Raw genomic sequence first — 19,199 nt, 5'->3', positions numbered from 1 at the left:
CACGCTGAATGTGTGGCGCTGCATACAGTCTGAACGTAACGAATTCCTAATTTTGACTTTATGCGCCGGAAAAGTAAAACAAATGCCAGCTTTCGCTAACCTCGATAGTGATTATTCTGTAAAAATATCGGGTTTAGGGCTGAATTAAGCGCCATGCTTAACGTGTACCTGGTAAGAAAGGAACCATAAATGAGCCAAACGACGGCGAATTTGGTCGATGTCCGTGGTGTCAGCTTTTCTCGCGGCAACCGATTGATATTTGATGATATTTCGTTGACCGTTCCCCGTGGCAAGATCACTGCCATCATGGGGCCATCAGGGATCGGTAAAACAACGCTGCTACGCCTTATTGGTGGTCAAATTCCCCCCGATAGCGGCGAAATTCTCTTCGACGGTGAAGACGTGCCGAAGATGTCCCGCTCGCGCCTGTATACTGTGCGCAAACGCATGAGTATGCTTTTTCAGTCCGGGGCGCTGTTCACCGATATGAACGTCTTTGACAACGTGGCTTATCCGCTGCGCGAGCATACCCGCTTGCCGCCGGCGCTGCTGAAAAGCACGGTGATGATGAAGCTCGAAGCGGTTGGCCTGCGGGGCGCGGCAAAGCTGATGCCGTCTGAGCTTTCTGGCGGTATGGCCCGCCGCGCGGCGCTGGCGCGTGCAATCGCGTTAGAGCCGGATTTAATCATGTTTGACGAACCGTTCGTCGGACAAGACCCGATCACCATGGGCGTTCTGGTCAAGTTAATTTCTGAGCTAAACAGCGCGCTTGGCGTGACGTGCGTCGTGGTCTCTCACGATGTGCCGGAAGTGTTGAGCATCGCAGATTACGCCTACATTGTGGCAGATAAAAAGATCGTCGCGCACGGGAGCGCTCAGGCGCTGCAGGAAAATGGCGATCCGCGCGTGCGGCAGTTCCTGGACGGCATTGCGGATGGTCCCGTACCGTTCCGCTATCCTTCCGGCGACTATCGCGACGATTTACTGGGAATAGGGAGTTAAGCCACTCATGCTGTTAAATGCGTTGGCCGCTCTTGGACACCGTGGCATAAAAACCATCAGGACGTTCGGGCGAGCCGGATTGATGTTGTTCAACGCGCTGGTCGGTAAACCGGAATTCCGCAAGCATGCGCCTTTGCTGGTGCGTCAGCTCTATAACGTCGGCGTGCTGTCGATGGTGATTATCATCGTTTCGGGGCTATTCATTGGTATGGTGCTGGGGCTGCAGGGCTACCTTGTCCTGACGACCTACAGCGCTGAGACCAGCCTCGGCATGCTGGTGTCGCTCTCTCTCCTGCGCGAGCTGGGGCCGGTGGTCGCCGCGCTGCTGTTTGCCGGGCGGGCAGGGTCGGCGTTAACGGCGGAAATTGGCCTGATGCGTGCGACCGAGCAGCTTTCCAGCATGGAGATGATGGCCGTCGACCCGCTGCGACGCGTGATCTCACCGCGCTTCTGGGCCGGAGTTATCTCGCTGCCGCTGCTGACGATCCTCTTTGTGGCCGTCGGTATCTGGGGCGGCTCGCTGGTGGGCGTTCACTGGAAAGGTATTGATGCCGGGTTCTTCTGGTCCGCCATGCAGGACGCTATCGACCTGCGGATGGACCTGATTAACTGCCTGATTAAAAGCGTGGTATTTGCCATCACGGTTACCTGGATCGCACTGTTCAATGGTTACGATGCGATCCCTACGTCGGCAGGCATTAGCCGCGCAACTACGCGTACTGTCGTTCATTCGTCGCTGGCCGTACTGGGCCTGGATTTTGTGCTCACCGCACTGATGTTTGGGAATTGAGTTCATGCAAACGAGAAAAAATGAAATTTGGGTCGGCGTGTTTCTGCTTCTGGCACTGCTGGCAGCGCTGTTTATCTGCCTGAGAGCGGCGGATATCACCTCTGTCCGCACTGAGCCTACCTATCGCGTTTATGCGACCTTCGACAATATCGGCGGCCTGAAGGCGCGCTCGCCCTTGCGTATTGGCGGCGTGGTCATCGGGCGCGTAGCCGATATTACCCTGGATGAGAAAACCTATCTGCCGCGCGTGGCGATGGACATTGAGGAGCGCTATAACCATATCCCTGATACCAGTTCGCTCTCTATCCGCACGTCGGGCTTGCTAGGGGAACAATATCTGGCCCTTAACGTCGGTTTTGAAGATCCAGAGCTGGGAACGACTATCCTTAAAGACGGTAGCGTGATTCAGGATACGAAATCCGCCATGGTGCTGGAGGATATGATTGGTCAGTTCCTTTACAACAGTAAAGGTGATGATAAAAAATCTGACGATGCCCCGGCGCAGAGTGAAGATCATAGCAACGCCGCACCGGCCCCGGGCGCGACGAATTAATTTCAGGAGAAGTGATTCATGTTTAAACGACTGTTAATGGTTGCCATGTTGGTCATTGCCCCTCTCACTGCGGCGCACGCTGCGGATCAGAGCAACCCGTATAAGCTGATGAATGAGGCGGCGAAGAAAACCTTTGACCGCCTTAAAAACGAACAGACTCAAATTCGCGCTAACCCTGATTATCTGCGCGATGTGGTCGATCAGGAACTGCTGCCATACGTGCAGATTAAATATGCCGGCGCGCTGGTGCTGGGCCGCTACTACAAAGACGCCACCCCGGCGCAGCGTGAGGCTTACTTCGCCGCGTTTCGTGAATACCTGAAGCAGGCTTACGGTCAGGCGCTGGCGATGTACCACGGTCAGACTTACCAGATTGCCCCTGAGCAGCCGCTGGGCGACGCCACTATCGTGCCGATTCGCGTCACCATTATCGATCCAAACGGCCGTCCACCGGTTCGCCTGGACTTCCAGTGGCGTAAGAACAGCCAGACCGGTAACTGGCAGGCGTACGACATGATCGCAGAAGGCGTGAGCATGATCACCACCAAGCAAAATGAGTGGAGCGATCTGCTGCGGACTAAAGGCATTGATGGCCTGACCGCGCAGCTGCAGTCTATCTCTCGCCAGAAAATTTCCCTGGACGAGAAAAAGTAATGACTCAGCAGCTTAGCTGGTCACGCGAGGGGGATGCCCTGAAGCTCTCTGGCGAGCTCGATCAGGACCTGCTGAACCCTCTGTGGGATAAACGCCACGAAGCGATGCAGGGCGTCAGCGTGATTGATCTGAACGGCATCACGCGGGTGGATACGGCAGGTATTGCGCTGCTGGCACACCTGGTCGACGTAGGTAAAACGCAGGGTATGCGCGTAACGCTTTTAGGCGCAAGCGACAACGTCGTGACCCTTGCACAGCTCTACAATTTGCCGCAGGACATTTTGCCGCGCTAACTTTTTCAGTACGTTACTTCTTAAAGCCCCGACTGTTTTCGCGTCGGGGCTTTTTGCTTGTTTAAGACGACGCCACTTTGCTCTAAGATGTTGAGCTTGTTTTCACAATCAGATGATGTAGAACCCATGGAAAATAATGAAATCCAGACAGTGCTGATGAATGCACTCTCCCTTCAGGAAGCCCACGTCTCTGGCGATGGCAGTCACTTCCAGGTTATTGCTGTGGGTGAGATCTTCGACGGAATGAGTCGTGTGAAGAAACAGCAGGCTGTTTACGCGCCGCTGATGGAATACATTGCGGACAACCGCATCCACGCCCTGTCGATTAAAGCGTTCACCCCGCAAGAGTGGGCACGCGATCGCAAACTAAACGGTTTTTGAGCCGGGGGCTAACGCCCACGGCACGGTTGAATTATAAGAGAGTAATCAGATGGACAAATTTCGTGTACAGGGACCCACGCGTCTCCAGGGCGAAGTCACTATTTCTGGCGCAAAAAACGCCGCGCTGCCAATCCTTTTTGCTGCGCTGCTTGCCGAAGAGCCGGTAGAGATCCAGAACGTACCGAAGCTTAAAGATATCGACACCACCATGAAGCTGCTGACTCAGCTGGGTACTAAAGTTGAGCGCAATGGTTCCGTCTGGATCGATGCCAGCAAGGTAAATAATTTCTCCGCACCTTATGACCTGGTAAAAACCATGCGTGCGTCCATCTGGGCGCTTGGCCCGCTGGTGGCGCGCTTTGGTCAGGGTCAGGTTTCCCTGCCGGGCGGCTGCGCGATTGGCGCGCGTCCGGTCGATCTGCACATCTTTGGCTTAGAGAAGCTCGGCGCAGAGATCAAGCTGGAAGAAGGTTACGTTAAGGCCTCCGTGAACGGTCGTCTGAAAGGCGCGCACATCGTCATGGACAAAGTGAGCGTGGGCGCGACCGTGACCATTATGTCTGCGGCAACGCTGGCGGAAGGCACCACCATCATCGAAAACGCCGCGCGCGAGCCGGAAATTGTGGATACCGCGAACTTCCTCGTGGCGCTGGGCGCGAAAATCTCAGGTCAGGGCACCGATCGCATCACCATTGAGGGCGTAGAGCGCCTGGGCGGCGGCGTGTACCGCGTGCTGCCTGACCGTATCGAAACCGGCACCTTCCTGGTGGCCGCCGCGATTTCCGGCGGGAAAATCACCTGCCGCAACGCGCAGCCAGATACGCTGGACGCCGTGCTGGCGAAGCTGCGTGATGCGGGTGCCGATATTAAAATCGGTGAAGACTGGATCAGCCTGGACATGCACGGCAACCGTCCTAAAGCGGTCAACGTGCGTACGGCACCTCACCCGGCATTCCCGACGGACATGCAGGCTCAGTTCACCCTGTTAAACCTGGTGGCGGAAGGAACGGGCTTCATTACCGAAACTATTTTCGAAAACCGTTTCATGCATGTTCCTGAACTGATCCGTATGGGCGCGCATGCGGAGATTGAAAGCAACACGGTCATTTGCCATGGCGTTGAAAAACTGTCCGGTGCGCAGGTGATGGCGACCGATCTGCGTGCGTCTGCAAGCCTGGTGCTGGCGGGCTGTATTGCGGAAGGGACAACTTTGGTGGATCGTATTTACCACATCGATCGCGGCTATGAGCGCATTGAAGACAAGCTGCGCGCGCTGGGTGCGAATATCGAGCGGGTGAAGGGCGAGTAAGCGTTCCGCAGCCCCCTGCCTGAAATGGCCGGGGGATTGCTGTTCCTGTCAAATAAGCGCGTCAGCTCTGGGGCGCTTTCTTTGTTTTCTTCTGACGCATCATGCGCGTTCTGTCGATAAATTCGTGGGTAACGGGATCGTGGTAACGCGATGGCCAAATGATCCATGGATGCGTCTCTAGCGCCGTCGCGATGATCAACTCACCTTTTGGCCAGGGCCTGGTTAACGCATTCGCCAGCGTTGAAGAGCTCAGCCCGCTCCGGCGTGATTCAGCGGCCAGCGATGTCCCTTTTTTGCGCAATGCTGCGATGATATCAGCTGAATGCCAGTCGATAAGTTTCATATCCATAAAGCTGTCCTTGTGTTCGTATTCGTCCACGCCATCTCTGATGAAATGACAGGACTACTATACCGATTTAGTCCGTTCGCTCTAAAAAGTTCGAGTAACTAAAAGCAATATTCAGAATAAGACATGCCTTTATTCATGCGGCCTGTAAGCCGGTTAATTAACGCGTATATGTATTTTATTGGAGCTTATTGGAGCCTCCCCGCAAGGCTGCGGGGAGTGAGGAAAGGGATTAACGATCGCGCTGAACGGCGATGTGGGCCAGGCCAATTAACGCATCACGCCATGGGCTGTCTGGAATGACCTGCAAAGCAGCAATAGCTTTATCGGCTTCTTCTTCAGCGCGCTGGCGCGTCCATTCAAGCGAGCCACAGATTGCCATTGTTTCCAGTACTGGTTCCAGAAGATGTCGACCGTTTCCTTGTTCAATCGCTTCACGGATCATTTTGGCCTGATCGGCAGAGCCGTGGCGCATGGCATGCAGCAGCGGCAGCGTCGGTTTACCTTCGTTAAGGTCATCCCCGACGTTTTTGCCCAGCGTTTCACCATCCGCGCTGTAATCCAGTAAGTCATCAATCAGCTGGAACGCGGTGCCCAGATAGCGGCCATAATCCTGTAGGCCTTTTTCCTGCGCCTCGGTGCAGCCTGCCAGTATGCCTGAGCACTGCGCGGCGGCCTCAAACAGGCGCGCTGTTTTGCTGTAGATGACGCGCATGTAGTTTTCTTCGGTAATGTCCGGATCGTTAACGTTCATCAGCTGCAGGACTTCACCTTCAGCAATCACGTTGACGGCCTCAGACATCACTTCCAGCACTTTGAGCGAGCCGAGGCTGGTCATCATCTGGAAGGCGCGGGTATAAATAAAATCACCCACCAGGACGCTGGCCGCGTTGCCAAACGCCGCGTTCGCGGTGGCTTTGCCGCGACGCATATCGGATTCGTCCACAACGTCATCGTGGAGAAGCGTCGCCGTGTGGATAAATTCGATCAATGCGGCGATGGTCACATGCGCATTGCCCTGATAGCCAACCGCCCGCGCAGCCAGAATGGCAATCATCGGGCGAATGCGTTTACCGCCGCCGCTAACGATGTAATAGCCCAACTGATTGATCAATTGAACGTCAGAGTTGAGTTGCTCCAGGATTGCTGCATTTACACCCGCCATATCTTGCGCGGTTAACTCGTTGATTTTTTCTAGATTCATCGCAAAAGCCGGGCTTTTTATCCTGTTTATCCCACATCACATGGGTAACTGAGGGTTTCGGTTTATCAATAGTAGTGATGATTGTACTGAAAAAATGGCGCAGATAAACGTTACCGTACGTGTTGTGTTTTTTTTCTTCATGTATTGATGGTAGCACTTGTCAAAGGCTCGCGTTTTGCGTAATATTCGCGCCCTATTGTGAATATTTATAGCGCACTCTGATTCATACGAGGATGTGCGCGGAAGCGGAGTTTATATGTACGCGGTTTTCCAAAGTGGTGGTAAACAACACCGAGTAAGCGAAGGTCAGACCATTCGCCTGGAAAAGCTGGACATCGCAACTGGCGAATCTGTTGAGTTCGCAGAAGTTCTGATGATCGCAAACGGTGAAGAAGTCAAAATCGGCGTTCCTTTCGTTGATGGCGGCGTTATCAAAGCTGAAGTTGTTGCTCATGGTCGTGGCGAGAAAGTTAAAATCGTTAAGTTTCGTCGTCGTAAACACTACCGTAAGCAGCAGGGCCACCGTCAGTGGTTCACTGATGTGAAAATTACTGGCATCAGCGCCTAAGACCTGAGGAGAGATTTAAATGGCACATAAAAAGGCTGGCGGCTCCACTCGTAACGGTCGCGATTCAGAAGCTAAACGCCTTGGCGTTAAGCGTTTTGGTGGCGAATCCGTACTGGCGGGTAGCATCATCGTTCGTCAACGTGGTACCAAATTCCACGCTGGTAACAACGTAGGTTGCGGTCGTGACCACACTCTGTTTGCTAAAGCAGACGGTAAAGTGAAATTTGAAGTTAAAGGCCCGAACAACCGTAAATACATCAGCATCGTTGCTGAGTAAGGTTTTCTCGGTCCGGTAACGGATTAAAGCCCCGCAACACGTTGCGGGGCTTTTTACATTGGAAACCCGGAAAATTTTCTGTAGGGAAATCGGGCATGAAGCAGCAGGCCGGCATTGGTATTCTTTTGGCGCTCACCACCGCAATGTGCTGGGGTGCTCTGCCAATTGCAATGAAGCAGGTACTGGAAGTGATGGAGCCTCCTACGGTGGTGTTTTATCGCTTTCTGATGGCAACCATCGGTCTGGGGGCGATTCTCGCCGTTAAAGGCAAGCTGCCGCCGCTACGTCTCTTTCGTAAACCGCGCTGGCTGGTTTTGTTAGCTATCGCGACGGGCGGTCTGTTTGGCAACTTCATTCTGTTCAGCTCTTCCCTGCAGTATCTTAGCCCTACGGCGTCTCAGGTGATTGGTCAGCTTTCTCCAGTCGGCATGATGGTTGCCAGCGTCTTTATCCTCAAGGAGAAGATGCGTGGAACGCAGATTATCGGGGCGAGCATGCTGCTCTGCGGCCTGGTGATGTTTTTCAACACCAGCCTGGTTGAGATTTTTACCCGCCTGACGGATTACACCTGGGGTGTAATTTTCGGGGTGGGTGCAGCAACGGTCTGGGTGAGCTATGGCGTCGCGCAAAAGGTGTTATTGCGTCGTCTGGCCTCACAGCAGATCCTCTTTTTGCTGTACACTTTGTGTACGATAGCATTATTGCCGTTAGCGAAGCCGGGTGTGATTACCCAGCTCAGCGACTGGCAGCTGGCGTGCCTCATTTTTTGTGGCGTAAACACGCTGGTCGGCTATGGCGCGCTGGCCGAAGCAATGGCGCGCTGGCAGGCAGCGCAGGTGAGCGCATTAATCACGCTGACTCCGCTGTTTACGCTGTTATTTTCAGATTTGCTTTCAATGGCCTGGCCCGATGTTTTCGTCAGACCGATGCTCAACCTGTTGGGCTATCTCGGTGCGTTTGTCGTGGTTGCGGGCGCGATGTATTCCGCCATTGGTCATCGTCTCTGGGGGCGCTGGCGCAAAAATGAAGCGGTTGTAACGATCCCCCGCTCAGGCGAATGATTTACGGAGAAGTAAAATGAAGTTTGTTGATGAAGCGACGATTCTGGTCGTGGCAGGTGATGGCGGTAACGGTTGTGTCAGCTTCCGCCGTGAAAAATATATTCCACGTGGTGGCCCTGACGGCGGCGACGGCGGAGATGGCGGCGACGTGTGGCTTGAGGCGGATGAAAACCTCAACACGCTGATCGACTACCGCTTCGAAAAATCTTTCCGTGCAGAACGTGGCCAGAACGGTCAGAGCCGTGACTGTACCGGCAAGCGCGGTAAAGATGTGACCATTAAGGTGCCGGTCGGTACGCGCGTAATTGACCAGGGTACGGGCGAAACCATGGGCGATATGACCAAACACGGTCAGCGCCTGATGGTGGCAAAAGGCGGTTGGCACGGTCTGGGCAACAGCCGTTTTAAATCTTCCGTGAACCGTACGCCGCGTCAGAAAACGATGGGTACGCCGGGCGATAAGCGTGACCTGCAGCTGGAGCTGATGCTGCTGGCTGACGTGGGTATGCTGGGTATGCCAAATGCCGGTAAATCGACCTTTATTCGCGCGGTTTCTGCGGCGAAACCAAAAGTGGCGGACTATCCGTTTACCACGCTGGTGCCGAGCCTGGGCGTTGTTCGTATGGATAACGAGAAGAGCTTCGTGGTTGCCGACATTCCGGGGCTGATTGAAGGCGCAGCGGAAGGTGCCGGTCTGGGTATTCGCTTCCTGAAACACCTTGAGCGCTGTCGCGTGCTGCTGCACCTCATCGATATCGATCCTATCGACGGTTCCGATCCGGTTGAAAACGCGCGCATCATCATCGGTGAGCTGGAAAAATACAGCGAAAAACTGGCGAACAAACCTCGCTGGCTGGTCTTCAATAAGATTGACCTGATGGATAAAGCGGAAGCTGAAGCGAAAGCCAAAGCGATTGCTGAAGCGATGGGTTGGGAAGATAAATACTACCTGATTTCCGCAGCCAGCCAGGTTGGCGTGAAAGATCTCTGCTGGGACGTGATGACCTTCATCATTGAGAACCCAATCGTTCAGGCAGAAGAGGCGAAACAGCCAGAAAAAGTCGAATTTATGTGGGATGACTACCACCGCCAGCAGCTCGAAGAGCTGGAAGCGGAAGAAGAAGACGACTGGGATGATGATTGGGATGAAGACGACGAAGAAGGCGTCGAGTTCATCTACAAGCATTAATCACTTCGTGTAAAAAAGCCCCTCCTTGAGGGGCTTTTTTTATTCCAGCGTCGAAGGTAACCAGCAGCTGGCGATTAAGCCTCCGTCAGCACCGTTCTCCAGCGTTAAGCGGCCGCGATGGATCTGTACGATGCGTTGAACAATACTCAGTCCCAGGCCGCTGCCGCCGTAGCGCTGATCGAGCCGGCGGAACGGTTCGGTAATAGACTGTCGATGCGCTTCATCAATACCCGGTCCCTGATCGATGACGCTCACCAGCGTACCCTGTTCCTGCTCAGCGAGCTTCACCTCAATGGTCGTACCGGCAGGACTGTAGCGGGCGGCATTCTCGAGAAGATTCCTCAGCATCAGCCGCAGCAGTACGGGGTCTCCCTGAACCGTCAGCGGAACTTTCCCCGGCCAAATCACCGTGTGTTCTTTGCCTTCATGCCCGAGGCCTAGCGGCGCAATGATGTCGTCGCTCCAGTTGACGGTATCGTAATACCCGCTGGCCATCGCCTGCCCGGCGCGGGCAAGCATCAGCAGCTGCTCAACGGTGTGCATGAGCTGATCGATGCGGTTAATCAACGGGGCGGCCTGACTCACTCCTGACTGAGCCATGAGCTCCAGATGGAGCTTAATGCCTGCCAGGGGCGTGCGCAGCTCGTGGGCGGCATCCGCCGTGAAAAGGCGTTCCTGTTGGATAGTATGGTCCAGCCGTGCGAGAAGCTGGTTGAGGGACGCGGTAACCGCACCAATCTCTTCCATATCGGAGTACATGGGAAGGGGCGTCAGGTTATCAGCCGAGCGGTTCGCCAGGCTGGCGCGCAGCTTGTTAAGCGGACGGATAATCCAGCTCACCGCCCAGAACGAAAAGAGAAGCGTAAAGCCAACCATCACCAGAGAAGGGACCAGCAGCGAGGCGATGGCTTCGCGGATCTCTTTCTCTACGTGGTTATTGCGCGCTTTAGCCGACAGCGTTTCGTTCACCAGAAAACCAATTTGCTCTCGGCTTTCATGCCATAGCCAGATCACGCTTATCAGCTGGAAAAAAAGCAGAATGACCGCCAGCAAAACCATCAATCGCCGACGCATGCTGTTCATTTTTGGCTCTCCAGTCGATAGCCCACGCCGCGCACGGTTTTAATTCTGTCTTTACCGAGCTTGCGGCGCAGGTTATGGATATGCACTTCAAGCGTGTTTGAGCCCGGATCGTCCTGCCAGGAGTAGATGTCCTGCTGTAGGGTTTCACGGTGCACCGTTTGCCCGCTGCGCATGATGAGGCGCGTGAGCAGGGCGAACTCTTTTGGCGTGACTTCAACAGGCTGGGACTGGCGTAGCACCTGCTGGGTTTGCAGATTCAACGTAATATCGCCGTCAGTGACCAGGTTATCGCTATGGCCCTGATATCGGCGGATCAGCGCGCGGACGCGTGCCTGAAGCTCCGCAAGGGCGAACGGCTTCACCAGGTAGTCGTCCGCGCCGGAGTCGAGGCCGTTAATTCGATCTTCTATGGCATCGCGCGCCGTGAGGATCAGCACCGGATTTTCGACGCCGCGCCGACGCCACTGGCTGAGCTGCGTGGCGCCGTCTTTATCCGGCAGGCCTAAATCAAGGATCACCAGGCTGTACTCGCCGCTTTGGATGAGCGAATCCGCCTCTGCCGCCGTGGCGGCACAGTCGAGTGCATATCCTTCATTGGCTAGCGCCAGCGCTAGCCCTTCCTGCAATAACAGGTCGTCTTCGACGATAAGCAGTTTCATCGCTAGTTATTCTGGTAGATGTCCTTGTAAAGCCTGCTTTCGAAACGTACCAGCGGAATACGACGATTACGCTGGTCGGCCGGTTCGACCGCATAGCCGGAAAGATACTGTACGAATGCCATGCGTTGACCGCTGGCCGTGGTGATAAAGCCTGCAAGGTTATATACGCCCTGCAGCGAGCCGGTCTTCGCGGAGACTTTGCCATCAACACCCGCGGCGTGAAGCCCGGCGCGGTACTGAAGGGAACCGTCATGTCCGGCAAGCGGCAGCATCGAAATAAAGTTTAGTTCAGTGTCGTGCTGAGCAATGTACTGAAGCACCTGCATCATGGTGGCGGGAGAGATTAAATTATGGCGAGACAGCCCGGAACCATCGACGGCAATCGTATTGCCAAGATCGATCCCTGCCTGCTGACGCAGGATCTGGCGAACGGCATCCGATCCTGCGCGCCACGTTCCCTGCACGCCGAAGCGCGCGTGTCCAACCATGCGAAACACCGTATCGGCAATCATATTGTCCGATTTTTTCAGCATAATCCTAAGGAGATCGTGCAGGGGCGCTGACTGCTTAGTCGCGATCACCGTGCCCGGTTCATTAACCTGCGTCTGGCGCAGCAGCGAGCCGGAGTAGGTAATTCCCACCTGCTTCAGCTCATCTTTCAGAATGGCTCCGGCATAGCCCGCACCGTCCTGAATGGCGAAGGCCAGCGGCAGCGGATCGGCGCGCTGCGTCAGGCAGCCCGTGAGCGTGTAGCGGTTAAGATCGCCCGGTACGACGTCCAGCTCGCAGTACTGAGCGTCCGGCGAGCCTTTTGCCAGCGTACGTACCTGGCTAAACATCGTGACGGGGTAATAGGAGGCCACGCGAATAAACGCCAGGTCATTCGGTTTCGGTGCGCTGTACAGCGAAACGGAGAAACAGTTGCGGTCAACAATAGCCGCAGCTGGCGGTGCGCTAAAGCACTGCGTCATGTCGTTCCAGGGCCAACCGGGGGCTTTATCATGGCTGGCGAAAATGGAGGTGTCGATCAGCACGTTGCCATCGATCCTCTGTACGCCAGATTTTTTTAGCACCGCCACCATGTTGCGGATATCCTGGCGCTTAAAGGTTGGATCGCCGCCAAACCGGGCGATAAGGTCGCCTTTCAGTTCACCGCCGTCGACGCTGCCTTTGGTCTCAAGGGTGGTGGTAAAACGGAAGTCGGGCCCGAGCTGTAACAGGGCGGCGAGCGCAGTGATGACCTTCTGAGTACTGGCAGGCAGGGCCATCTGTTGACTGTGATAGTCAATCTCCGGAGTCTGTGCGCCAACCTTCTGCACCATGAGTGCGAGGTTCGCGCCAGCGGGCAGCTGATTTATATACTCATCAACATTCGCGGCCTGAACGCTGAACGTGATACTGGTAGTCAATCCGATGATAAATCTGGAAAATCGCATAGTCTCGCGCTAACAACCCGAAAACAAACCGTCATACTACGGTGCATGGCACTGCAAAGTAAACGATGACCCATAGTGAACTTCGCGGTAAAATGCGTATCAAATTGAAAAATTGCTGCTGACCTGGGGCTTTGCTCCCGGGTCGGTTTTCTTTTTGCTTCTGGCCCGCTCATGGTTCGATGTACGTGGGAACAGGGGCCGGAGCAGGTGATGCTGCTCCCAACAGGAATGTTCAAGAGGTATAACAAATGCAAGCTATTCCGATGACCTTACGTGGTGCCGAAAAACTGCGCGAAGAGCTGGATTTTCTGAAATCCGTACGTCGCCCTGAAATCATCGCCGCTATCGCGGATGCGCGCGAGCATGGCGACCTGAAAGAGAACGCTGAATACCACGCCGCGCGCGAGCAGCAGGGTTTCTGCGAAGGACGAATTAAAGATATCGAAGCGAAACTGTCCAATGCGCAGGTTATCGATATCACTAAGATGCCAAACAATGGTCGCGTGATCTTCGGTTCTACCGTCACCGTGCTGAATTTAGACAATGACGAAGAGCAGACTTACCGCATTGTGGGCGACGATGAGGCCGACTTTAAGCAAAACCTGATCTCGGTGAATTCCCCGATTGCGCGTGGCCTGATCGGTAAAGAACAGGACGACGTTGTGGTGATTCGCACGCCAGGCGGCGAAGTAGAGTACGAAATTATCAAGGTTGAGTACCTGTAATTCGCCTCTCTGCTAAGATGTTGATACATTGTAAAGAAAAGAAAAAGGCCGCGTAGCGGCCTTTTATCAACTCAAGGAGCATGGCATTTTGCTCCCCTGCTAAAGAAAAACCCCTCGTTTTACACAGAAAACGTGTTTAATTCAGGATATCCTTAGCGAGGTAGCGAGATTTTACGCTCTTTAGATGGGCGATAGAGCACCAGCGTTTTACCGATGACCTGTACGTTACAGGCACCGGTTTCACGCACGATGGCTTCCACGATCAGGTTTTTAGTGTCTCTGTCTTCAGAGGCGATTTTCACCTTGATCAGCTCGTGGTGCTCCAGCGCTTGTTCAATCTCGGCGAGCACCCCTTCGGTCAAACCATTGTTGCCAAGCATGACTACAGGCTTGAGCGGATGTGCCAGACCTTTAAGGTGCTGTTTTTGTTTAGTACTCAGATTCATCGTATATTTTTGCTTACGTTGGGATTGAAAACGGTTCATTCTACCGCCATCTCCCTTATATCGCCAAATAGCTGCGTAGAAATTTACGTCACAGGCAAGCAACGATGAACCAGGACGGAAATGTTAAATGACAGGTAAAAAGCGTTCTGCCAGCTCCAGCCGCTGGCTTCAGGAACACTTTAGCGATAAATATGTTCAGCAGGCGCAGAAAAAGGGGTTACGTTCCCGCGCCTGGTTTAAACTTGATGAAATACAGCAAAGTGACAAACTTTTTAAACCGGGGATGACGGTAGTCGATCTCGGTGCAGCACCCGGAGGATGGTCCCAATACGCAGTGACACAAATTGGCGGAGCGGGGCGCATCATCGCATGCGATCTTTTACCAATGGATCCTATCGTTGGCGTTGATTTCCTTCAGGGCGATTTTCGTGATGAATTAGTGCTGAAAGCGTTACTCGATCGCGTGGGTGACAATAAAGTTCAGGTTGTCATGTCCGATATGGCGCCAAATATGTGCGGAACACCGGCGGTGGATATCCCCCGCGCCATGTATCTGGTGGAATTGGCGTTAGAAATGTGTCGAGATGTACTGGCGCCAGGTGGTAGTTTTGTAGTGAAGGTGTTCCAGGGCGAAGGTTTCGAGGAGTATCTAAAGGAAATTCGCTCCCTGTTTACGAAGGTCAAAGTTCGTAAGCCGGACTCTTCCCGGGCTCGTTCTCGTGAAGTGTATATTGTAGCGACCGGGCGTAAACCATAACCGGCAGATTTCAAACGAAAGTTTGAATGAAACTGGATATAGAGTATCCTGACGCTGTTTTTAACACAGTTGTAATATGAGGTTAATCCCTTGAGTGACATGGCGAAAAACCTAATACTCTGGCTGGTCATTGCCGTTGTGCTGATGTCAGTATTCCAGAGCTTTGGGCCCAGCGAGTCGAATGGCCGCAAGGTGGATTATTCTACCTTCCTGCAAGAGGTCAACCAGGACCAGGTTCGCGAAGCGCGTATCAACGGACGTGAGATCAACGTTACCAAGAAAGATAGTAACCGTTACACGACCTATATTCCGGTGAACGATCCTAAGCTGCTTGATAACCTTCTGACCAAAAACGTCAAAGTGGTCGGTGAGCCGCCAGAAGAACCAAGCCTGCTGGCTTCAATCTTCATTTCCTGGTTCCCGATGCTGCTGCTGATCGGCGTCTGGATCTTCTTTATGCGCCAGATGCAGGGCGGCGGTGGCAAAGGTGCCATGTCGTTCGGTAAGAGCAAGGCGCGCATGCTGACGGAAGACCAGATCAAAACCACGTTTGCTGACGTCGCAGGCTGTGACGAAGCGAAAGAAGAGGTTGCCGAACTGGTTGAATACTTGCGTGAGCCGAGCCGTTTCCAGAAGCTGGGCGGTAAAATCCCGAAAGGCGTGCTGATGGTTGGCCCTCCGGGGACCGGTAAAACCCTGCTGGCGAAAGCCATCGCGGGTGAAGCGAAGGTGCCATTCTTTACTATTTCAGGTTCTGACTTCGTTGAAATGTTCGTGGGTGTCGGTGCATCTCGTGTGCGTGACATGTTCGAACAGGCCAAAAAGGCAGCGCCGTGCATTATCTTCATCGATGAAATTGACGCCGTAGGCCGCCAGCGTGGCGCAGGCCTGGGCGGTGGTCACGATGAGCGTGAACAAACGCTGAACCAGATGCTGGTTGAAATGGATGGCTTCGAAGGTAACGAAGGTATTATCGTTATCGCGGCGACTAACCGTCCTGACGTACTTGACCCTGCGCTGCTGCGTCCAGGCCGTTTCGACCGTCAGGTTGTGGTTGGTCTGCCGGATGTTCGCGGTCGTGAACAGATTCTGAAAGTCCATATGCGTCGCGTACCGCTGTCTCCGGACATCGATGCAGCGATCATTGCGCGCGGTACGCCGGGCTTCTCTGGTGCTGACCTGGCTAACCTGGTTAACGAAGCGGCGCTGTTTGCTGCTCGCGGCAACAAGCGCGTCGTGTCCATGGTTGAGTTCGAGAAAGCAAAAGACAAAATCATGATGGGTGCGGAACGTCGCTCCATGGTGATGACGGAAGCGCAGAAAGAGTCCACGGCATATCACGAAGCCGGTCACGCGATTATTGGTCGTCTGGTGCCGGAACACGATCCGGTGCATAAAGTGACGATTATCCCGCGCGGTCGTGCGCTGGGCGTAACGTTCTTCCTGCCTGAAGGCGATGCAATCAGCGCCAGCCGTCAGAAGCTGGAAAGCCAGATTTCAACCCTCTACGGCGGTCGTCTGGCAGAAGAGATTATCTACGGTGTAGAACACGTTTCGACCGGTGCGTCCAACGATATTAAAGTGGCGACTAACCTGGCGCGTAACATGGTGACCCAGTGGGGCTTCTCCGACAAACTCGGTCCGCTGCTGTACGCAGAGGAAGAGGGCGAAGTATTCCTGGGCCGCTCTGTGGCGAAGGCGAAACATATGTCCGATGAGACTGCACGTATCATCGACCAGGAAGTGAAAGCGCTTATCGAACGTAACTACGCTCGTGCACGTCAGATCCTGAACGACAATATGGACATTCTGCATTCGATGAAAGATGCGCTCATGAAGTATGAGACCATCGATGCACCGCAGATTGACGACCTGATGGCTCGCCGCGAAGTGCGTCCGCCAGCAGGCTGGGAAGATCCAGGCGCTTCCAACAATTCTGACAATAATGGCACCCCGCGTGCGCCGCGTCCGGTTGATGAACCGCGTACGCCAAACCCGGGCAACACCATGTCAGAACAGTTGGGCGATAAGTAAGCCACTGCTGTTGAAACGTTTGTCTGTACCTCAAACCCTGGAGCTTGCTCCGGGGTTTTTCATTTCTGTAAAACCATATCATTACCAGGGATTTTGCCATGAAACTATTCGCCCAGGATTCGCATCTCGATCTCTCACATCCCCATGTGATGGGTATCCTGAACGTTACGCCTGATTCATTTTCTGACGGCGGCACGCATAACACGCTCATCGAGGCGGTTAAGCACGCTAATTTAATGATCAACGCGGGCGCCACCATTATCGATGTTGGCGGCGAATCAACGCGTCCAGGCGCGGCGGAAGTTTCTGTGGAAGAAGAGTTGGCCCGCGTGGTGCCTGTGGTTGAAGCTATCGCACAGCGGTTTGAGGTGTGGATTTCTGTCGATACGTCCAAACCGGAAGTGATTCGTGAGGTGGCGAGAGTGGGTGCTCACATCATAAACGACATTCGCTCTCTCACCGAGCCCGGCGCCCTTGAGGCAGCTGCGGAGACCGGGCTGCCGGTTTGCCTGATGCACATGCAGGGGCAGCCCAAAACTATGCAGGAAGCGCCAAAGTATGCTGATGTCTTCACCGACGTAAATCGCTTCTTTATTGACCATATTGCACGCTGCGAGCGTGCTGGTATCCCAAAAGAGAAATTGCTGCTCGACCCGGGATTCGGTTTCGGTAAAAATCTCTCTCACAACTATGAGCTGCTTGCGCGCCTGTCAGAATTTCATCATTTCGGTCTGCCGCTGCTGGTGGGGATGTCGAGAAAGTCGATGATTGGGCAGTTGCTGAACGTCGGGCCAGGCGAACGCCTGAGCGGGAGCCTGGCCTGTGCGGTGATTGCGGCGATGCAGGGAGCACACATTATCCGTGTCCATGACGTCAAAGAAACAGTAGAAGCCATGCGCGTGGTGGAAGCCACGCTGGCTGCGAAGGAAAACAAACGCTATGAGTAATCGTAAATATTTTGGTACCGATGGTATCCGTGGGCGCGTAGGCGATGCTCCGATCACCCCTGATTTCGTTCTGAAGCTCGGCTGGGCTGCGGGCAAGGTTTTGGCACGTCACGGATCGCGTAAGATTATCATTGGTAAAGACACCCGCATTTCAGGCTATATGCTGGAGTCCGCGCTGGAAGCGGGCCTGGCCGCGGCAGGCCTTTCCGCTTCGTTTACCGGCCCAATGCCAACGCCTGCCGTGGCGTATTTGACACGCACTTTCCGCGCCGAAGCGGGCATTGTCATCTCAGCTTCTCACAACCCGTTCTATGATAACGGTATTAAATTCTTCTCCATCGACGGCACCAAGCTGCCGGACGAAGTTGAAGAGGCCATTGAAGCCGAGATGGAAAAAGAGATTACCTGCGTCGATTCCGCCGAACTGGGGAAAGCCAATCGTATCGTCGATGCGGCAGGCCGTTATATTGAATTTTGCAAAGGGACTTTCCCGAACGAGCTTAGCCTTGCCCACCTGAAAATTGTGGTGGACTGCGCAAACGGCGCGACCTACCACATCGCCCCTAACGTGTTCCGCGAGCTGGGCGCAAAAGTGATTACCATTGGCTGCGAGCCGGATGGCCTGAATATCAACGAAGAAGTGGGCGCAACCGACGTTCGCGCACTTCAGGCGCGCGTGCTGGCGGAAAAAGCCGATCTGGGGATCGCCCTGGACGGCGACGGGGACCGCGTGATCATGGTTGACCATGAGGGAAATAAGGTCGATGGCGATCAGATCCTCTATATCATTGCGCGTGAAGGGCTGCGTCAGGGCCAGCTGCGCGGCGGTGCTGTCGGCACGTTGATGAGCAACATGGGCCTTGAGCTGGCGCTGAAACAGCTCGGCATCCCGTTTGTCCGTGCGAAAGTGGGTGACCGCTACGTGCTGGAAAAACTTCAGGAGAAGGGCTGGCGCATCGGCGCGGAAAACTCGGGCCACGTGATCCTGCTTGATAAAACCACCACCGGTGACGGCATTGTGGCGGGCCTTCAGGTTGTCGCGGCGATGGCGCGCAACCACATGAGCCTGCACGATCTGTGCAGCGGCATGAAGATGTTCCCGCAAATTCTGGTTAACGTGCGCTTTACCGCTGGCAAAGGCGATCCGCTGGAAGATGCAAATGTGAAGGCAGTGATGGCGGATGTCGAAGCTACGCTGGGTTCACGCGGGCGCGTTCTGCTGCGCAAGTCAGGCACCGAGCCCCTCATCCGCGTCATGGTTGAGGGTGAGGATGAAGCGCAGGTGACAGAATTAGCGCATCGCATTGCCGATGCGGTAAAAGCTGCATAAGTTTTCATTTTAAGTGTTTAAAAAGGCGGCGCTTGCCGCCTTATTTTTAAGCATTTAATGGCTTTTTGCTGTTTTTTTCCGCAGTTGATACAATGCGTCAAAAATGCCCTTGCGAAGGTGATTCGCTTTGGTTAGTATTCACACCCGCTTCAGTG

At 54.3% G+C, this 19,199-nt stretch carries 22 protein-coding genes; 16 read left to right on the top strand and 6 right to left on the bottom strand.

Translation table 11 applies throughout. From position 1 onward, the window contains the following. Positions 1–189: 189 nt before the first annotated feature. From mlaF to murA, 7 genes are all read left to right on the top strand, one after another. Positions 190–1,002, top strand: a complete 813-nt coding sequence (gene mlaF / locus DBY73_RS09485; protein WP_112010907.1) for a phospholipid ABC transporter ATP-binding protein MlaF — start codon at positions 190–192, stop codon at positions 1,000–1,002. A gap of 7 nt (positions 1,003–1,009) precedes the next feature. After that, positions 1,010–1,792, top strand: coding sequence for a lipid asymmetry maintenance ABC transporter permease subunit MlaE (gene mlaE, locus DBY73_RS09480; RefSeq protein ID WP_112010906.1), 783 nt, complete (start codon positions 1,010–1,012; stop codon positions 1,790–1,792). 4 nt (positions 1,793–1,796) lie between these two features. After that, positions 1,797–2,345 carry an outer membrane lipid asymmetry maintenance protein MlaD gene (gene mlaD / locus DBY73_RS09475; protein WP_112010905.1) on the top strand — a complete coding sequence of 183 codons (549 nt, stop codon included), beginning with the start codon at positions 1,797–1,799 and terminating at the stop codon, positions 2,343–2,345. A gap of 18 nt (positions 2,346–2,363) precedes the next feature. Beyond that, positions 2,364–2,999, top strand: a complete 636-nt coding sequence (gene mlaC, locus DBY73_RS09470) for a phospholipid-binding protein MlaC (RefSeq protein ID WP_112010904.1) — start codon at positions 2,364–2,366, stop codon at positions 2,997–2,999. After that, positions 2,999–3,292: a lipid asymmetry maintenance protein MlaB gene (gene mlaB / locus DBY73_RS09465; protein ID WP_112010903.1), complete on the top strand. Its 294-nt coding sequence runs from the start codon at positions 2,999–3,001 to the stop codon at positions 3,290–3,292. The genes mlaC and mlaB overlap by 1 nt, the downstream gene beginning before the upstream one ends. A gap of 126 nt (positions 3,293–3,418) precedes the next feature. Continuing rightward, on the top strand, positions 3,419–3,673 hold the full coding sequence (gene ibaG / locus DBY73_RS09460) for a BolA family iron metabolism protein IbaG (protein WP_042322109.1): 255 nt from the start codon (positions 3,419–3,421) through the stop codon (positions 3,671–3,673). 49 nt (positions 3,674–3,722) lie between these two features. Further along, positions 3,723–4,982: a UDP-N-acetylglucosamine 1-carboxyvinyltransferase gene (gene murA / locus DBY73_RS09455; RefSeq protein WP_112010902.1), complete on the top strand. Its 1,260-nt coding sequence runs from the start codon at positions 3,723–3,725 to the stop codon at positions 4,980–4,982. A gap of 61 nt (positions 4,983–5,043) precedes the next feature. Here murA and sfsB read toward each other — a convergent pair whose 3' ends face one another. Together sfsB and ispB are read right to left on the bottom strand one after the other, a co-directional pair. Continuing rightward, complete coding sequence (sfsB, locus tag DBY73_RS09450; RefSeq protein ID WP_112010901.1) at positions 5,044–5,331, bottom strand: DNA-binding transcriptional regulator SfsB; 288 nt, start codon at positions 5,329–5,331, stop codon at positions 5,044–5,046. Between the two features lie 229 nt (positions 5,332–5,560). Beyond that, positions 5,561–6,532: an octaprenyl diphosphate synthase gene (ispB, locus tag DBY73_RS09445; RefSeq protein WP_112010900.1), complete on the bottom strand. Its 972-nt coding sequence runs from the start codon at positions 6,530–6,532 to the stop codon at positions 5,561–5,563. A gap of 256 nt (positions 6,533–6,788) precedes the next feature. Between ispB and rplU the strand changes: the two genes are divergently transcribed. The 4 genes from rplU to cgtA all read left to right on the top strand — a co-directional run bounded on the left by rplU (position 6,789) and on the right by cgtA (position 9,627). Continuing rightward, complete coding sequence (gene rplU, locus DBY73_RS09440) at positions 6,789–7,100, top strand: 50S ribosomal protein L21 (protein ID WP_010436026.1); 312 nt, start codon at positions 6,789–6,791, stop codon at positions 7,098–7,100. A gap of 19 nt (positions 7,101–7,119) precedes the next feature. Next, on the top strand, positions 7,120–7,377 hold the full coding sequence (gene rpmA / locus DBY73_RS09435) for a 50S ribosomal protein L27 (protein ID WP_004385076.1): 258 nt from the start codon (positions 7,120–7,122) through the stop codon (positions 7,375–7,377). Between the two features lie 95 nt (positions 7,378–7,472). Next, a complete protein-coding gene (locus DBY73_RS09430) occupies positions 7,473–8,438 on the top strand; it encodes a DMT family transporter (protein ID WP_112010899.1) in 966 nt (321 codons plus the stop codon). Between the two features lie 16 nt (positions 8,439–8,454). Then, positions 8,455–9,627, top strand: coding sequence for an Obg family GTPase CgtA (gene cgtA / locus DBY73_RS09425; protein WP_112010898.1), 1,173 nt, complete (start codon positions 8,455–8,457; stop codon positions 9,625–9,627). Positions 9,628–9,666: 39 nt separating this feature from the next. On the opposite strand, the gene pmrB is transcribed toward cgtA, so the two are convergent. Genes pmrB through dacB form a run of 3 tightly spaced genes read right to left on the bottom strand, consistent with a single transcriptional unit; the run spans position 9,667 to position 12,805 of the window. Next, the gene (gene pmrB / locus DBY73_RS09420) at positions 9,667–10,710 is read right to left on the bottom strand and encodes a two-component system sensor histidine kinase PmrB (protein WP_112010897.1); all 1,044 of its coding nucleotides are present in this window, start codon (positions 10,708–10,710) and stop codon (positions 9,667–9,669) included. Next, entirely contained in the window at positions 10,707–11,369 is a 663-nt protein-coding gene (pmrA, locus tag DBY73_RS09415) for a two-component system response regulator PmrA (protein WP_112010896.1), read from the bottom strand. Before pmrA ends, pmrB begins: the two co-directional genes overlap by 4 nt. A gap of 2 nt (positions 11,370–11,371) precedes the next feature. Then, positions 11,372–12,805 carry a serine-type D-Ala-D-Ala carboxypeptidase gene (gene dacB, locus DBY73_RS09410; RefSeq protein ID WP_112010895.1) on the bottom strand — a complete coding sequence of 478 codons (1,434 nt, stop codon included), beginning with the start codon at positions 12,803–12,805 and terminating at the stop codon, positions 11,372–11,374. A gap of 248 nt (positions 12,806–13,053) precedes the next feature. On the opposite strand from dacB, the gene greA reads away from it, so the two are divergent. Beyond that, positions 13,054–13,530, top strand: coding sequence for a transcription elongation factor GreA (gene greA, locus DBY73_RS09405; protein ID WP_112010894.1), 477 nt, complete (start codon positions 13,054–13,056; stop codon positions 13,528–13,530). Positions 13,531–13,682: 152 nt separating this feature from the next. On the opposite strand, the gene yhbY is transcribed toward greA, so the two are convergent. Continuing rightward, the gene (gene yhbY, locus DBY73_RS09400) at positions 13,683–13,976 is read right to left on the bottom strand and encodes a ribosome assembly RNA-binding protein YhbY (protein ID WP_003861814.1); all 294 of its coding nucleotides are present in this window, start codon (positions 13,974–13,976) and stop codon (positions 13,683–13,685) included. A gap of 127 nt (positions 13,977–14,103) precedes the next feature. Here yhbY and rlmE point away from each other — a divergent pair, with 127 nt between their 5' ends. The 4 genes from rlmE to glmM all read left to right on the top strand — a co-directional run bounded on the left by rlmE (position 14,104) and on the right by glmM (position 19,044). Beyond that, positions 14,104–14,733, top strand: coding sequence for a 23S rRNA (uridine(2552)-2'-O)-methyltransferase RlmE (gene rlmE, locus DBY73_RS09395; RefSeq protein WP_112010893.1), 630 nt, complete (start codon positions 14,104–14,106; stop codon positions 14,731–14,733). A gap of 99 nt (positions 14,734–14,832) precedes the next feature. Continuing rightward, the gene (gene ftsH, locus DBY73_RS09390; protein WP_112010892.1) at positions 14,833–16,767 is read left to right on the top strand and encodes an ATP-dependent zinc metalloprotease FtsH; all 1,935 of its coding nucleotides are present in this window, start codon (positions 14,833–14,835) and stop codon (positions 16,765–16,767) included. Between the two features lie 98 nt (positions 16,768–16,865). Continuing rightward, on the top strand, positions 16,866–17,714 hold the full coding sequence (folP, locus tag DBY73_RS09385; protein ID WP_112010891.1) for a dihydropteroate synthase: 849 nt from the start codon (positions 16,866–16,868) through the stop codon (positions 17,712–17,714). Beyond that, positions 17,707–19,044, top strand: a complete 1,338-nt coding sequence (gene glmM / locus DBY73_RS09380) for a phosphoglucosamine mutase (protein ID WP_112010890.1) — start codon at positions 17,707–17,709, stop codon at positions 19,042–19,044. The genes folP and glmM overlap by 8 nt, the downstream gene beginning before the upstream one ends. Positions 19,045–19,199: the final 155 nt, after the last annotated feature.

Source organism: Enterobacter sp. RIT418 (assembly GCF_003057745.1).
GTDB lineage: Bacteria > Pseudomonadota > Gammaproteobacteria > Enterobacterales > Enterobacteriaceae > Enterobacter.
The sequence above is the reverse complement of the archived record's forward strand: the minus strand, read 5'-3'. Positions and strand labels throughout refer to the sequence as shown.